The 14,727-nt window shown below is 62.2% G+C and carries 14 protein-coding genes; 10 read left to right on the forward strand and 4 right to left on the reverse strand.

Features of this window, described 5'->3' with window-relative positions; all coding sequences use genetic code 11:
* The 4 genes from HMPREF1531_RS08025 (at position 1) to HMPREF1531_RS08040 (ending at position 3,201) form a co-directional block, all read left to right on the forward strand.
* Positions 1-432, forward strand: a complete 432-nt coding sequence (locus tag HMPREF1531_RS08025; RefSeq protein ID WP_198011019.1) for a GNAT family N-acetyltransferase — start codon at positions 1-3, stop codon at positions 430-432.
* On the forward strand, positions 429-1,472 hold the full coding sequence (tsaD, locus tag HMPREF1531_RS08030; RefSeq protein WP_016669444.1) for a tRNA (adenosine(37)-N6)-threonylcarbamoyltransferase complex transferase subunit TsaD: 1,044 nt from the start codon (positions 429-431) through the stop codon (positions 1,470-1,472). Before HMPREF1531_RS08025 ends, tsaD begins: the two co-directional genes overlap by 4 nt.
* Positions 1,469-1,957, forward strand: a complete 489-nt coding sequence (locus HMPREF1531_RS08035) for an NUDIX hydrolase (RefSeq protein ID WP_016669445.1) — start codon at positions 1,469-1,471, stop codon at positions 1,955-1,957. Before tsaD ends, HMPREF1531_RS08035 begins: the two co-directional genes overlap by 4 nt.
* A gap of 89 nt (positions 1,958-2,046) precedes the next feature.
* Complete coding sequence (locus HMPREF1531_RS08040; RefSeq protein WP_016669446.1) at positions 2,047-3,201, forward strand: class I SAM-dependent methyltransferase; 1,155 nt, start codon at positions 2,047-2,049, stop codon at positions 3,199-3,201.
* Positions 3,202-3,282: 81 nt separating this feature from the next.
* On the opposite strand, the gene HMPREF1531_RS13670 is transcribed toward HMPREF1531_RS08040, so the two are convergent.
* A complete protein-coding gene (locus HMPREF1531_RS13670; RefSeq protein WP_156860224.1) occupies positions 3,283-3,423 on the reverse strand; it encodes a hypothetical protein in 141 nt (46 codons plus the stop codon).
* 163 nt (positions 3,424-3,586) lie between these two features.
* Here HMPREF1531_RS13670 and groES point away from each other — a divergent pair, with 163 nt between their 5' ends.
* The 4 genes from groES (at position 3,587) to guaB (ending at position 8,699) form a co-directional block, all read left to right on the forward strand.
* Entirely contained in the window at positions 3,587-3,883 is a 297-nt protein-coding gene (groES, locus tag HMPREF1531_RS08045; protein ID WP_016669447.1) for a co-chaperone GroES, read from the forward strand.
* Between the two features lie 10 nt (positions 3,884-3,893).
* Positions 3,894-5,486: a chaperonin GroEL gene (gene groL / locus HMPREF1531_RS08050; protein ID WP_016669448.1), complete on the forward strand. Its 1,593-nt coding sequence runs from the start codon at positions 3,894-3,896 to the stop codon at positions 5,484-5,486.
* A 280-nt stretch (positions 5,487-5,766) separates the two neighbouring features.
* Positions 5,767-7,167 carry a polyprenol phosphomannose-dependent alpha 1,6 mannosyltransferase MptB gene (mptB, locus tag HMPREF1531_RS08055; protein ID WP_016669449.1) on the forward strand — a complete coding sequence of 467 codons (1,401 nt, stop codon included), beginning with the start codon at positions 5,767-5,769 and terminating at the stop codon, positions 7,165-7,167.
* Between the two features lie 47 nt (positions 7,168-7,214).
* Positions 7,215-8,699 (forward strand): IMP dehydrogenase, encoded by a 1,485-nt coding sequence (gene guaB, locus HMPREF1531_RS08060; RefSeq protein WP_016669450.1) that lies wholly within the window; start codon positions 7,215-7,217, stop codon positions 8,697-8,699.
* 347 nt (positions 8,700-9,046) lie between these two features.
* On the opposite strand, the gene HMPREF1531_RS08065 is transcribed toward guaB, so the two are convergent.
* Positions 9,047-10,477 carry an amino acid permease gene (locus HMPREF1531_RS08065; RefSeq protein WP_016669451.1) on the reverse strand — a complete coding sequence of 477 codons (1,431 nt, stop codon included), beginning with the start codon at positions 10,475-10,477 and terminating at the stop codon, positions 9,047-9,049.
* A 13-nt stretch (positions 10,478-10,490) separates the two neighbouring features.
* Positions 10,491-11,609, reverse strand: coding sequence for an alanine dehydrogenase (gene ald / locus HMPREF1531_RS08070; RefSeq protein WP_016669452.1), 1,119 nt, complete (start codon positions 11,607-11,609; stop codon positions 10,491-10,493).
* A 496-nt stretch (positions 11,610-12,105) separates the two neighbouring features.
* Between ald and HMPREF1531_RS08075 the strand changes: the two genes are divergently transcribed.
* Both HMPREF1531_RS08075 and HMPREF1531_RS08080 read left to right on the forward strand, forming a co-directional pair.
* A complete protein-coding gene (locus HMPREF1531_RS08075; RefSeq protein ID WP_016669453.1) occupies positions 12,106-13,209 on the forward strand; it encodes a GuaB3 family IMP dehydrogenase-related protein in 1,104 nt (367 codons plus the stop codon).
* 1 nt (position 13,210) lies between these two features.
* On the forward strand, positions 13,211-13,537 hold the full coding sequence (locus HMPREF1531_RS08080) for a chorismate mutase (protein WP_036897555.1): 327 nt from the start codon (positions 13,211-13,213) through the stop codon (positions 13,535-13,537).
* Between the two features lie 23 nt (positions 13,538-13,560).
* Here HMPREF1531_RS08080 and alr read toward each other — a convergent pair whose 3' ends face one another.
* The gene (alr, locus tag HMPREF1531_RS08085; RefSeq protein WP_016669455.1) at positions 13,561-14,727 is read right to left on the reverse strand and encodes an alanine racemase; all 1,167 of its coding nucleotides are present in this window, start codon (positions 14,725-14,727) and stop codon (positions 13,561-13,563) included.

Below are 14,727 nucleotides of genomic sequence, written 5' to 3' on the forward strand. Positions count from 1 at the left end.
ATGGCCCCGGCGACAGTTGATGACCTCGAATCCCTGCTTGGTCTCGAATCGGCCGGGTTCGATGCCCCGGAGAGGTGGTCCCGGGATTCCTGGGCTGCCGAATTGGATGCCGATCAACGGCTGGTCGTGGTCTCCCGTGAAGCTGGACGGGTCGGTGCCGTCGCCTGTTTCTCGGTGCTTGACGAGACAGCCGAACTGCTGAGGGTCGTCGTCGCCCCCGATTGCCGGGGGCGCGGGACAGCGCGGCGGCTGGTGGGTGCCGGGAAGGATTGGGCACAGGCCCGGGGAGCCCGGCGGATGTTGCTTGAGGTGCGTCCCGACAACGAACCAGCCCTCGCGGTGTACCGGGCGACTGGTTTCCAGCCGATCGCCCGCCGCAAGGACTACTACGGAACTGGCCGTCACGCGGTCGTGATGGAGTGCGAGATATGAGTGGACCTCTTGTTCTGGGCATTGAGTCCAGTTGCGATGAGACCAGCGTCGGTATCGTCCGGGGCACCGAACTGCTCGCCAACCAGACGGCATCTTCGGTGGAGTTACACGCCCGTTTCGGTGGCGTGGTTCCCGAGGTGGCTTCTCGGGCACATCTGGAGGCCATGATCCCTACCCTGGAACGCGCGCTGGCCGATGCTGGCATCGACCTGGGTGAGGTGGATGCGATCAGTGTGACCGCGGGCCCCGGGCTGATGGGGTCGCTGGTCGTGGGCCTGTCGGCTGCCAAAGCCCTGGCCTCGGTGCTCAACAAGCCGTTGTACGGGCTCAACCATCTGGTCGGGCACGTGGCCGTCGACATCTGTGAGCACGGACTGTTTCCTCGTCCCACCTTGGCGCTGCTGGTGTCGGGCGGACACACCCAATTACTGCTGGTTAACGACATCACCAGTGATATCGCCGAGGTCGGCACCACCATTGATGACGCCGCTGGAGAGGCCTATGACAAGGTAGCTCGTCTCCTCGGACTGCCTTACCCGGGAGGGCCGGTGATAGACCGGATCGCAGCCGGGGGGGACCCAAGAGCCATCGCTTTCCCGCGGGGGCTCACCGCACGCCACGATTTGGAGAAGCACCGTTTCGACTACTCCTTCTCTGGGTTGAAGACCGCCGTCGCCCGCTACGTGGAACGCGCCGAACGGGATCAGCAGACGATCTCGGTCACCGATGTCGCAGCTTCGTTCCAAGAAGCGGTAGCCGATGTGCTCACCCGCAAGGCTGTCGATGCGGCCCAGCATTTCGGTTCGGGAACCATCGTCCTGGGCGGCGGGGTCGCCGCCAATTTACGTCTGCGGGGGCTGATGACCGAACGTACCCAGGCCGCAGGTATCGAACTGCGCCGCCCCAGCCCCGGGCTGTGCACCGATAATGGGGCGATGATCGCGGTCCTCGGCGCCCAAGTGATCACTGCCGGGTATGGTCCCAGCTCACTGGATATCTCCGCCGATCCGGGGATGCCGGTCACCAAGGTGATGGCATGAGCTACTGCCCTGAACTGACCACCTTGGGATTCGTGCTCCGCGCTGACGGCGAGCAGGTACTCATGGTGCACCGCGTCGCTCGCGAGGCAGACGAACAACTCGGCAAGTGGAACGGGCTCGGCGGCAAGGTAGAACCCACCGAGGATATCTGGAGCGGCATGGCCCGGGAAATCCACGAGGAGGCAGGTATCGAGGTGACCTCAATGCGGCTACGCGGAACGGTGTCTTGGCCCGGTTTCCACTCCGACGGCTCGGATGTCTTCGGCTTCGTCTTCCTGATCGACGGCTGGTGTGGGGAACCCTTCGAATCCAATGAGGAGGGACCCTTGGTGTGGCAGCCGGTGTCGCAGATCGGTCAGTTGCCCATGTGGGAGGGCGACAAATGGTTTGTTCCCCAGGTCTTCGACCCCGCGGTTGATCAGTTTCACTTGGTGATCCCCTATCGGGATGGGCAACCGGTGGGCCATCACGGAGTAGTCCGCTGAGCACCATCCTGTTTGGCGACGAGGGTGCAGCTGCCCTCGAACTAGCCGCTGTCCAGGCTGATCCCGGATCCTTGGCAGCGGTGACGGCGATGCGCAAGCAGTTTTCCCCAGATATGGCGGCCGCAGCCTTGGACCAGGTAAGCCTGCGTCGCCGGGCACACCGGAAATTCGCCGAACGGTCAGAGAAGATGTGGTTCACCCACGATGGGATGGAGCAGGCCTCGCGCCCCGCGGTGGCTGCTTGGCGTGCGCGACGATTTACCGACCAGCGGGTGCGCCGGGTCGTGGACCTGTGCTGCGGGATCGGCGCCGATGCGATGGAGATGTGCGCACGCGGCCTGGAGGTGGTCTGCGCCGAGCTTGATCCGGTGACCGCGGCCTTTGCTGCCCGGAATCTGGCCCTGGTGGCTTCGCGGGTCGAATTGCTCAATGGCGGTCAGCAGCAGGTGATTGAGGGGGCCGGGGGAGCTGGTGCAGCCATGGCCCGGGTCGTCGCCGGAGATGCGACCGGGCTCGTGGATGAGCTGGCCGCCGATTCGCAGACACTGGTTTTTATCGACCCGGCTCGCCGGGATGGCCGAGGCCGTTCCTGGAATATCAAGGATCTGTGCCCCAGTTGGGATTTTGTGACGGGCCTGCTAGCCCGCCCGAATCCGGTCTGTGTGAAGCTCGGCCCCGGACTGCCCCGGGAAATCATCCCCGACGGTGTCGAGGCCTGCTGGGTGTCCGATGCCGGAGATGTTGTTGAGGTCGGGCTGTGGCGGGGCGTCTCTGCCACTCACACCCCTGGAACTGCTGCCGGAAGATTCCACAGCACGGCCCATTTATTGCCCGCGGACATTGATGTGACGGGCTTCGACGATGACCGGCCGGTCAGTGCTCCGGGCAGTTTCCTCCTGGAACCCGACGGTGCGGTGATCAGGGCCCGAGCGCTTGCAGCGGTCCATCCCGACGCCCGCCCGCTGGCCCCATCGGTCGCCTATCTGACCGTCGATGAGCCGGTGACCACGCCGTTGGCCGTGTGCTACGAGATCTGCGAGGTGCTTGATGCGGGGGAGAAACAGCTGCGGGCATGGGTGCGTGACAACCGGATCGGAATCCTGGAGATCAAGAAACGCGCTGTGGATATTGACCCGGCCCAGCTGCGTCGCAGGCTGCGGCCAAAGGGGCCCAACCATGCGACGCTGGTGCTCACCCGAACGGTTGACGGACTCAGGGCATTGGTAGTCAGGCGAATCGGCTGAGGAAACTGTCGAGGCAGCTCGCCATTGAGCTGCCTCTTGATAACAATCGAAGCATACCTGTGGTCCACCGGGGAGCTGTGATCAGATCACGAATTGGCCAAGGACGACGTCGGATGTCTGCCCTCGGGTGTGGTCGGGGCGTTCTGGGAGCAGGGAGCATCGTGGCTCCCGCATGCCGGTATCCAAAGCATTCGCCTGTGCCCGTAGGGTGGCTTCACCCATGGATATCGCCGACTCGGCTGGCACTCCGCTTGTGTGAGTGCCAACCCGCTACTACTGTGGGCATTGGCACTCGACGGGTTCGGGTGCCAACGAACGGAACGGCACCGCGACGACGTCCCGCTCGGACCTGCAAGAACGTAGTCAACACAGAAAGGGGTTTGACGTGGCAACCACGATCAAGCCGCTCGAAGACCGCATCCTCGTCGAGCCTCTTGAGGCTGAGACCACCACCGCTTCGGGGCTGGTGATTCCGGACACCGCCAAAGAGAAGCCGCAGGAGGGCAAGGTCGTCGCCGCTGGACCGGGGCGCGTCGATGAGAAGGGAAACCGCGTGCCCATGGATGTCGCCGTCGACGACGTCGTCATTTTCTCTAAGTACGGCGGCACCGAGGTGCGCTACAACGGCAAGGACTACCTGCTGCTGAACTCCCGCGACGTACTCGCCGTTGTGGTGAAGTGAGGAACCCTGGATGGCCAAGCAACTCCAGTTCGATGAGGAAGCCCGTCGCTCCCTGGAGCGCGGTGTCGACATCCTCGCCAATACCGTCAAGGTGACTCTCGGCCCCAAGGGTCGTTACGTCGTCCTCGACAAGAAGTTCGGTGCTCCCACCATCACCAATGACGGCGTGTCCGTCGCCAAGGATGTGGAACTCACCGATCCCTACGAGAACCTCGGCGCACAGCTTGCCAAGGAGGTCGCGACCAAGACCAATGATGTCGCTGGCGACGGAACCACCACCGCCACCGTGCTGGCCCAGGCGCTGGTTCATGAGGGCCTGCGCGCCGTGGCCGCTGGAGCCAACCCGGTCGGGTTGAAGCGCGGCATCGACAAGGCCGTGCAGGTCGTGGTCGATGAGTTGCACTCCGTGGCTCGCGAGGTGGACTCCACCGATGCTATGGCCTCGGTGGCGACCATTTCCTCGCGTGACGAGGAGATTGGTGGCATCATTGCCCAGGCCTTCGACAAGGTCGGCAAGGATGGCGTCATCACCGTGGAGGAGTCTAATGCCTTCGGCATTGAGCTTGATTTCACCGAGGGCATGCAGTTCGACAAGGGTTACATCTCGCCCTACTTCGTCACCGACCAGGATCGGATGGAGGCCGTCCTCGACGACCCCTACATCTTGCTGCACCAGGGCAAGATCTCGAACATGAACGAGCTGCTCCCGCTACTCGAGAAGGTTATCGGGGCCCACGGCCAGTTGGTCATCATCGCTGAGGATGTCGACGGCGAAGCGCTGTCCACCTTGGTGGTCAACAAGATCCGGGGTACTTTCACCTCGGTTGCGGTCAAAGCCCCCGCCTTTGGCGACCGGCGCAAGGCCATGCTGCAGGACATCGCCATCCTCACTGGTGGCGAAGTCGTGGCCGCAGAGGTCGGGCTCAAGCTGGATCAAGTTGATCTCGATGTGCTGGGTCGCGCCCGTCGTGTCGTCATTGGCAAGGATCACACCACGATCGTCGACGGTGCGGGTGACGCAGCAGCCGTGACCGGCCGGGTCGAACAGCTGCGCGCTGAGGCTGCGCAGACCGACTCCGAGTGGGATCGCGAGAAGCTCGCCGAGCGGATCGCCAAGCTTGCCGGTGGCGTGTGTGTGATTAAGGTTGGTGCTGCGACCGAGGTCGAGCTCAACGAGAAGAAGCATCGCATTGAGGATGCTGTCTCAGCCACCCGCGCGGCCATCGAGGAGGGCATCGTCGCTGGTGGCGGAGCCGCCCTGGTTCACGCAGCCAAGGCGCTGGACAGCCTCGAAGCGGTCGACGCCGATGAGGCCCAGGGCGTGTCAATCGTCCGCAAGGCTCTCAACGAGCCGCTGCGCTGGATCGCCGAGAACGGCGGCCAGCCTGGTTACGTGATCGTTTCCAAGGTCGCCGATTTGGGCCCCGAGGAAGGCTACAACGCGAAGACTGACGAGTACGCGAACCTGGTGTCAGCCGGGGTCATCGACCCGGTTAAGGTCACCCGCTCGGCTCTCGCCAATGCTGCATCCATCGCATCCCTGCTGCTCACCACCGAGACCTTGGTGGTGGAGAAGAAGGACGACGAGGAAGCCAACGCCTGAGATCAGTGAACGGAAGGGGTCGCCGGTTAGTCGGCGGCCCCTTGCCGTATTCATTGGCCAATGTGGACACGTTCGCGGTGCGATGGGAAATTTCTGTGTGGGCATGCTTGTCATCCGGGAATTGCGCACTGCTGCAAAACTCGCAGTGGCAAGGCTGTGTGAGAGATACCGCAAGACGGCGTGGGTGGCGTGTCCCGTGGTGGTGCCGGAAGGTCGAGTCGAATGGTCTCGATTCGGACACGGGCAAACTCCAAACAGTGACCAACCGTGATGAGTTACCATGAACACCGGTTACCATCATCGGGTGCAGCGCTCGACACCCATCCTCATAGGGTTCACTGGGGCAGCGTTGCTGTGCGTGTCGGCTTGGTTGGCTACTCCCCAGCCTTGGGGGCTGGGTTTCGCGGGTCGCGGCAATCCGGTGCCGGTGCGTTGGGCCCATGCCGGACCCGCAGGTTTGGGCGCGGCATTGCTGCTCGTCGCATGGATCATGTCGGCGAAATGCGATGTGAAGGCGATCTGGCGCCGGTTCACCATCTGGACGATGCCACTGGTGGCGTGTCCGCCGCTGTTGTCCAAGGATGTGTGGGCCTACTTGGAGCAGGGGTGGATCGTGTTCCGGGGATACAACCCCTACGAGGTGGCCCTTACCTCTATTGGCGGACCTTTCGGGGTGTTTGTCGATTCCTACTGGCAGTACACCACCACCGTTTATCCGCCACTGGCGTTGCAGATCCAGGGACTGGTCGTGGCCCTCACCCACTCCCACCGGTGGATGGCCCTGCTGGGCATGCGGGTGCCCGGGGTGATAGCTGTTGTCGCTATCGGATTGATGTTACCGAGGATCGCTCGTGCTGTCGGCATGGACGAGGGCAGGACATTGTGGCTCGGCCTGCTCAACCCGTTGGTGCTGGTGCATTTCATCGGCGGGGCACACAACGACGCCTGGGGAATCGCTTTGGCCGTGACCGGGCTGTGGATCGCCGTCGCCCGCCCACGTGCTTGGGTCCTGGGCTGCGTGATGGTCGGGCTGGCCATGGCCATCAAACAGCCCTTGGGGTTGTGGCTGGTGCCCGTTGCGTTGATCGGAATGAAAACGGAAGACATTGAACCACGCCAGATGTGGGCCGACAACTGGGCCCCTGCCTTGGGGCGGTTAGCTATCGGACTGGGTGGGGTGATCATCGGATTCGCTGTCCCCACCATCACCTCAGGCTGGGGTATCGGCTGGGCGGCGGGCTCCGGCTCACCCCAGTCTGCCGGGTCCCAGTCACTGGCTCATACCCTCTCGGAGGTGGTGCATACCGTATTCCCGGTTTCCCTTCCTGGGGCGAAATCCTTCGTCGAGCCACTCATCCTGTTAGCGGGCATGGTGGTGATCGCCCGCTTGGGCTGGTCACTAGCTCTGGCCGAACCTGTCGGCTTTGGGGCTTGGGGGCTGATCGTCTTTGCCCTGGCCTATCCGAGCCTGCAACCTTGGTACATGTTGTGGGGTGGGGTCTTACTGGGGGCCGTGATGTTGGGGGAACACGCCATTAGGTGGGTGATTGGCGCCGTGGCTGGCTTCTTGGTCACCTCGGTGAGCCTGGACTATGCGGGATGGCCGATTCCTGTCGCCCAGGTGTTGGCACTGGGTCTGTGCTGGCTGCTGGCCACTAGAATTGAGGCCACAAGAATCTGACGAAGGGAAGCACTGTGCCGGACCTGACCCCTGCCGGAGTTCCGCCCATGTTCGAGGCTTTGGGGCTGACATTCGACGATGTCTTGCTCCAGCCACGTGAATCCGATGTGATCCCATCCGAAGTCTCCACCTGCTCCAGGCTGACCAGGAATGTCACTTTGAATGTGCCCTTCCTGTCAGCGGCGATGGATACCGTCACCGAGCACCGCATGGCCATTGCCATGGCCCGTGAGGGAGGCATGGGGGTCCTCCACCGCAATCTGTCCATCGATGACCAGGCCAAGATGGTGGACCGGGTGAAGCGCTCCGAGGCAGGCATGGTCGATCAACCGATCACCATCTCTCCGCAGGCCACCTTGGCCGACGCGGAGGAATTGTGTGCCACCTACCGGATCTCTGGGATCCCTGTTGTTGAAAGCGACACATCCTTGGTCGGCATCATCACCAACCGCGACATGCGCTTCGAATCCGACCCGACACGCTTGGTCGGTGAGGTGATGACCCCGATGCCGCTGGTCACCGCCCCGGTCGGAATCTCGAACGACGATGCTCTGGGGCTGCTGGCCCGAAACAAGATCGAGAAACTGCCGCTCATCGACGAGAATGGACGCCTCAAGGGCCTGATCACTCTGAAAGACTTCGTTAAGACCGACCAGTACCCGAATGCGGCCAAGGACGAGCAGGGACGCCTGCGCGTGGGAGCCGGGGTCGGGGTCTTCGGCGACGCTTGGGAGCGAGCCATGACCATCATTGAGGCAGGGGTTGACGTGATCGTCGTTGACACCGCCCACGGGCACTCCAGGGCCGAATCCGAGTTCATCAAGCGTCTTAAGGCCGAGAGAGCTGCAGCCACGGTGGATGTGATCGGTGGCAATGTCGGCACCTATGAGGGTGCCAAGATGCTAATCGATGCGGGGGCTGACGGCATCAAGGTGGGTATCGGGCCGGGTTCGATCTGCACCACCAGGGTTGTCGCAGGTGTTGGCGTGCCGCAGATCACCGCCATCCACGAGGCAGCCCGGGCCGCGAAGCCAGCCGGGGTCCCGGTGATCGGCGACGGTGGTCTGCAGTACTCCGGTGACACGGCGAAGGCGATCGTCGCCGGGGCTGATACGGTGATGCTGGGTTCCTTGTTGGCTGGGTGTGATGAATCCCCAGGTGAGCTGGTGTTCATCAACGGAAAGCAGTTCAAGCAGTACCGCGGCATGGGGTCGTTGGGGGCCATGGCCACCCGCGGACGCCATATGTCCTACTCCAAGGACCGCTACTTCCAAGCCGACGTCACATCGAACGACAAGATCATCCCTGAAGGCATTGAGGGTCAGGTTCCCTATCGCGGGCCCTTGAGCCAGGTGCTGTACCAGCTGACCGGGGGATTACACCAGTCCATGTTCTATTCCGGTGCTCGCACCATCGCCGAGTTGCAGACCAACGGTCGGTTCGTGCGGATCACCGCAGCCGGTCTGAAGGAATCCCACCCGCATGACATTCAGATGACCGTGGAGGCACCGAACTACTCGGTCAAGGGCTGAAACCAGCATTGATCGGGCCCGGTGGCCGGATGAGTGATCGCCGGGACTTGTTCATACCCGGGCGGGTCGGGGGTAGATGCGTTTGCTGAAAGCTGGTTGCCGCGGCGATGGTAGACCAAGGCAGAAAGGTCCTACCATTGGTCCGGGTTCGTGAGAACCTGGAGCATCGGCTTCCTGGGTAGATTAATGAGGAGGGTCCCAATGACTGCGGCAGCGAGCGTTCTGGCAATCATGCTGATTGGATTCGTGGCAGGTAATAACGGCTTCCGCGACTGAGCGGTACACGCGGTGTGAGGGGTGAGTGACACGACTGTGCCACTCACCCCTCACACGCGAGGAGTTGCTGATCAGTGGAATTCGCGGATTCCCCTGCGTCTCTTCTGGACTTGCCAGCCGATGAACAGGATGACGAACCACACCGAGGTGAGTGCCAACTTGATCAACTGCCCCTCCTGGAAGGCCGTCACGATGAGGATAAAGGCAAAGAATGCCAACACCACCCATGGTGTGACCTGCGGGAAGGGCAACTTGTAGATGGACTTCTCATGGGCCTCACGATGGTTCCGGTAGTACTTGATGTACGCCACCATGATCAGCGACCACATGAATAGGATGAGCATCGCCGCCACGTCCGCGATAAAGATGAAGCCCTCCATCACCGAACCGCCGATGAGCAGCATTGGAACGAACAGGAAGCCGATACCCCCCGATAGCAGCAGCGCCCTAGCCGGAACGTGCCGGCTGGAGAGCTGTTTGAACGTGGGGTGTGCCTGTTCCTGGTCCGCCAGCCCGAATAGCATCCTCGACGAGGAGTAGATGCCGGAGTTGGCGGAGGAGGAGGCTGAGGTCAGCACCACGAAGTTCATCACGGATGCCGCAGCCACCAGACCGACCAGGCTGAAGACGTTCACGAATGGGCTCTGACTCGGATCGACCTGGTCCCACGGGGTGATGGCCATGATCACCGCAAGAGCCAGCACGTAGAAGATCATGATGCGGACGGGAACCGCATTGATCGCCTTCGGGATGGTCTTGTACGGATCCTGGGTCTCAGCAGCCGTGGTACCGATCAACTCCGAACCGATGAACGAGTAGATGGCTACGGGGAAGGCTGCCAGGAAGCCCCCGACGCCCATGGGGAAGATGCCCCCATGGTCCCAGATATGGGCGAAGGAAGCTTGGGTCCCGTCGGGGGAGGTGAAACCCCCGACGACCATCCCGGTACCGACCAGGATCAACACCACGATGGCGAGGATCTTGATGATGGCGAACCAGAACTCGATTTCACCGAACAGCCGGACGGTGAGCATGTTGGAGACGAGCAGCGCGGCGAGCAGGACGACCGTGCACATCATGGAGACGTGCAGGTTCTTCACCCAATGGTTGAAATAGCCGGTGACGACGATCATGTCGCCCACGGCGATGATCACCCACAACACCCAGTACGTCCAGCCCGCGAAGTAGCCGGCCCATGGCCCCACGAGATCGTGGGAGAAGTCCATGAAGGACTTGTACCTCAGGTTGTGCAGCAGCATCTCGCCCATCGCCCGCAGGACCAAGAACATCACCGTTCCCAAGATCAGGTAGACAACCATGATCGAGGGACCTGCGATGTGGATCGTCTTGCCTGAGCCCATGAACAGCCCGGTACCAATCGCTCCACCCAGCGCAATGAGTTGGATATGACGGTTGGACAGATTCCGCTTCAGGTGGTCCTCGTCAGTCGGCGGATGAGCGGTGTCATCCGCCGACTCGAGATTGTTGGCGGTTGTGGACATGGATGGTCCTTAGTCAGCCCAACACGGATTCCAGCGGGGTGTATTCGAGATCGGTGAAGGCCTCGGAGACACCCTTGAAGGTCAGCTTGCCGGCGGTGGTGTTCAGACCAAGCGCGAGGGCCGGGTCATCTTGCAGAGCCTTCTTCCATCCCTTGTCCGCCAGGGCGCAGGCGTAGGGGAGAGTTGCATTGGTCAACGCCCAAGTCGAGGTGTTGGGAACCGCACCAGGCATGTTGGCCACGCAGTAGAACACCGAGTTGTGCACCTGGAAGGTCGGGGCATCATGGGTCGTCGGGTGGGAGTCTTCGAAACAGCCGCCTTGATCGATGGCGACGTCGACGAGCACCGAGCCCGGCTTCATCTGGGAGACCATCTCGTTGGTGACCAGCTTCGGGGCCTTGGCTCCCGGAATGAGCACGGTGCCGACAACCAGATCGGCCTGGAGTACCTGTTCGCGAACGGTCAACGCCGAGGACGCTAGGGCGTGCACCCGGTTGTTGAAACGCCAGAAGGTAGCGCGCAGCTTCTCAAGGTCGGTGTCGAGGACGGTGACATCGGCACCCATGCCGAGGGCGATGTTGGCCGCGTTCTGACCTGCGGTGCCGCCGCCGAGGACGACGACCTTGGCCTGCTGCACGCCGCCGACGCAGCCCATCAGCACGCCACGTCCGCCGGAGGCCTTCATCAGGTGGTGGGCACCGACCTGGGGCGCCAGGCAGCCGGCAACCTCGGACATCGGATAGAGCAGGGGGAGCATGCGGTTGGGCAACTGGACGGTTTCGTAGGCGATCGCGTGAGTTCCTGCCTTCAGCAGGGCGTCGGTCTGGGGGCGGTCGGCCGCGAGGTGCAGGTAAGTGAACAGCGTCATGTCATCGCGCAAGAAGCCGTACTCCTGTTCGATTGGCTCCTTCACCTTGATGATCATCTCGCCGGCCTCCCAGGTGGCCTGGGCGCCTTCGACGATCTTTGCTCCTTGTGCGGCGTATTCCTCATCGGTGATGGAAGAGCCAGTGCCGGCCCCTGCCTGGACGAAGACCTCGTGGCCTCGGCGCACGAGTTCGTGGACGCCGACGGGCGTGATGCCGACGCGGAACTCGTTGTTCTTGACTTCACTCGGTACTGCAATGCGCATGAGCGACAACTCCTCGTTGAGTTCAGGTTCCCTCAGGGATTGTGAGGTTGTTTTCACGGTATCGCCGGATTATTCGTTCTGTCCGCTGAATCGAAAGAATGGTCTGAACGTGTTCGATCAAGTTCTGAACTTGGATAAAATCCCTTGTCAAGACCATTTAGTCATTGTTCAGCATGCTGAACCAAATTCGTAAATTTGAACATGGGGGTGAGTGGAGGGCTGTAGGCGCGACGCGGTACACTGCCTCGCCATTCGCCCGCATATCAAGATCATCTTCCTGTGATCTGCCCTGTAGAAGGCCATTCACTGCGAGGTGGAGTGCCTCGCATATGCGTTCGGTGATGTTTGCGCGCTGGGCAGGACCGGTTGTGGGGGAGGCAGACGGTTTGGGTCTCGGGCAAATGAGAACCAAGAGGGTGAAACCGGTAGATTTGCAGACGTGCGTGTACCCGGTTGATCCGGGCAGGACGAGTGCTGGGCCAACGATCGGAGAATCATGGATGACATCGGACGCTCCAAGCGAGCTGAGCGGGCCTTCTCGCTCGACGACGTGGCGATCATGCCCACTCGACGTACCCGCGCCATGGAGACTGTTGATCTTGAGTGGAAGTGCGATGCCATCACCTTCAGCTTTCCTCTGCTCGCAGCCCCGATGGATTCGGTGATGAGTCCACGAACAGCAATCGAATTCGGTCGCCTCGGAGGTTTGGGAGTGCTCAACCTCGAAGGGTTGTGGACCCGTTACGAGGATCCGCTGCCGGTTCTTGAGGAACTGGCAGGAATGGGAGCGGATGCCGGGGTTACCGCCAGGTTGCAGGAGATCTACGCTGCCCCCATCCGAGCGGAACTGATCACCGAGCGGCTCCGGCAGATCAGGGAGGCCGATGTACCCGTCGCCGGCGCGCTGTCGCCTCAGAACGCCCAGGAATTCGCCGAGGTGATTGAGGGTGTCGGCTGTGATTTCTTCGTTATCCGAGGCACCGCAGTCTCGGCCCAGCACGTCGCCCGGGACCACGAGCCGCTCGATCTGGCAAAATTTATCCATGAGATGGAGGTCCCGGTCATCGTCGGCGGGTGTGCCACCTATCAGACCGCTCTTCACCTGATGCGCACCGGCGCCGCCGGGGTATTGGTCGGTTTCGGGGGTGCGGCGATGTCCACGAATGCCCAGACTTTGGGCATCGAGGTACCGATGGCCACGGCGATCTCCGATGCTGCCGAGGCACGCCGCGACTACCTGGATGAATCTGGGGGCCGCTACGTCCACGTCATCGCCGACGGCTCTATGGGCTACTGCGGTGATGTGGTCAAAGCGCTGGCCTGCGGTGCCGACGCCGCGATGCTCGGCACTCCGCTTGCTAGAGCTACCGATGCCCCTGGCAAGGGGTGGCACTGGGGCCCCGAGGCATGGCACCAGAGCCTGCCTCGGGGACGCCGGGTGCACATGGAACAGGTCGGCTCCTTGGCTGAGATCATCGCAGGGCCTTCCCATTCGCCCGATGGCGAGATGAATTTCGCCGGAGCCTTGCGCCGTGCGCTGGCCACCACCGGGTACACCGACGTGAAGTCCTTCCAGCGCATCGATCTGATTATCCGCTGACATGGCTGATCAGATGATTCCCGAGGAACTAGCACGGATGCGCGGGTCGATTGACAACCTCGACGCCGCGATCATTCACATCATGGCGGAACGGTTCAAGATTACCCAGCAGGTCGGACATCTGAAGGCCGCTTGTGGCCTGCCCCCGGCTGATCCGGGACGCGAGGCGCAACAAATCGAACGGTTACGGTGCTTGGCTGATGAGGCGGAACTGGACCCGGAGTTCGCGGAGAAGTTACTGAATTTCATCGTCTCCGAGGTGGTCCGACACCACACCGAGATTGCCATCCGGTGCCCGGGCGCTGGACGGGGGCACGCCAACAATTGACGCGCCCCCGGTGATTCGTCACATCACTCCAGCAGCAGATTGACTACCTCCACGACCTTGCCGCCTTCCAAGAAGACCCGCGGAACCCGACGAGCTACCGAGGTGAGCAGTTCGTAACCGATGGTCTCTGCCCAATCGGCCACTTCCTCACACCGCAGGTCGTCGGTGCCCCAGAGCAGGACCTCGTCGCCCACACTGACCCCGGGGACGTCGGTGACGTCGATCATGAACTGGTCCATGCACACCCGCCCAACTACCGGAGCGCGGCGGCCTCGGATGACGACCTCGGCCCGGCCGGACAGTATCCGGTGGTAGCCGTCGGCGTAGCCAAGAGGTAGGGATGCGATCACCGACGGTCGCTCGGCAGTGAATTTGCGCCCATAACTCACCGTTTCGCCCGCTGCCAACTGCTTTACATGGCTCACCATGGCTTTTAGCCGCATCGTCGGATGCAGGTCGATCCGTTCGGCCATCACTTCGTCCGAAGGTAGGACTCCGTAGAGGATGATGCCGGGCCGGACCATGTCCAAATGCATCTCGGGCAGGTCGATGATCGTCGCGCTGTTGGCGCAGTGCCTGATGCGTGGCACATGACCGTGGGCGGCGATCTCATCAATGAGTGCGGTGAAGGCCTCGAACTGGCCGCGGGTGTAGGTCTTGTCGAGTGTGTCCGCCACCGCGAAATGGGTGAAGATGCCCTCGAAACTGATGCCCGGCAGTTGCAGCATGGCCACGATCTCGTCAACTGGGTTCTCGTCGGGCCGTAGGCCGATGCGGCCCATCCCCGAGTCGATCTTGATGTGCACCATAGCCTCACGGCCTTGGTCAACCGCCGCCTGCGACAATGCACGGGCCAGATCCATGGAGTACACGCATTGGTCGATCCCGCTCGCCACGACGGTGGCTGCCTGCTGTGGACGTGTCCAGCCGAGGATCAGGATGCGCGCATCAATGCCCGCATCCCGCAGTTCCAAGGCTTCATCCAGGGTGGCGACGGCCAGCCTGGTGGCTCCGTTGGCCAGTAAGCAGCGGGCGAACTGGGGAGAGCCGTGGCCGTAGGCATTGGCCTTGACCACGCCGGTCACCTCAACGCTGGGGCCCACCAGCTGACGGATCTCCCGGATGTTGTGAGCCACGGCATCAAGGTCTATTTCGGCCCACACAGGACGCAGGCCGCTGATGTCGATCAT

The sequence above is a fragment of the Propionibacterium sp. oral taxon 192 str. F0372 genome (assembly GCF_000413315.1).
In the GTDB taxonomy this organism is placed as follows: domain Bacteria; phylum Actinomycetota; class Actinomycetes; order Propionibacteriales; family Propionibacteriaceae; genus Brooklawnia.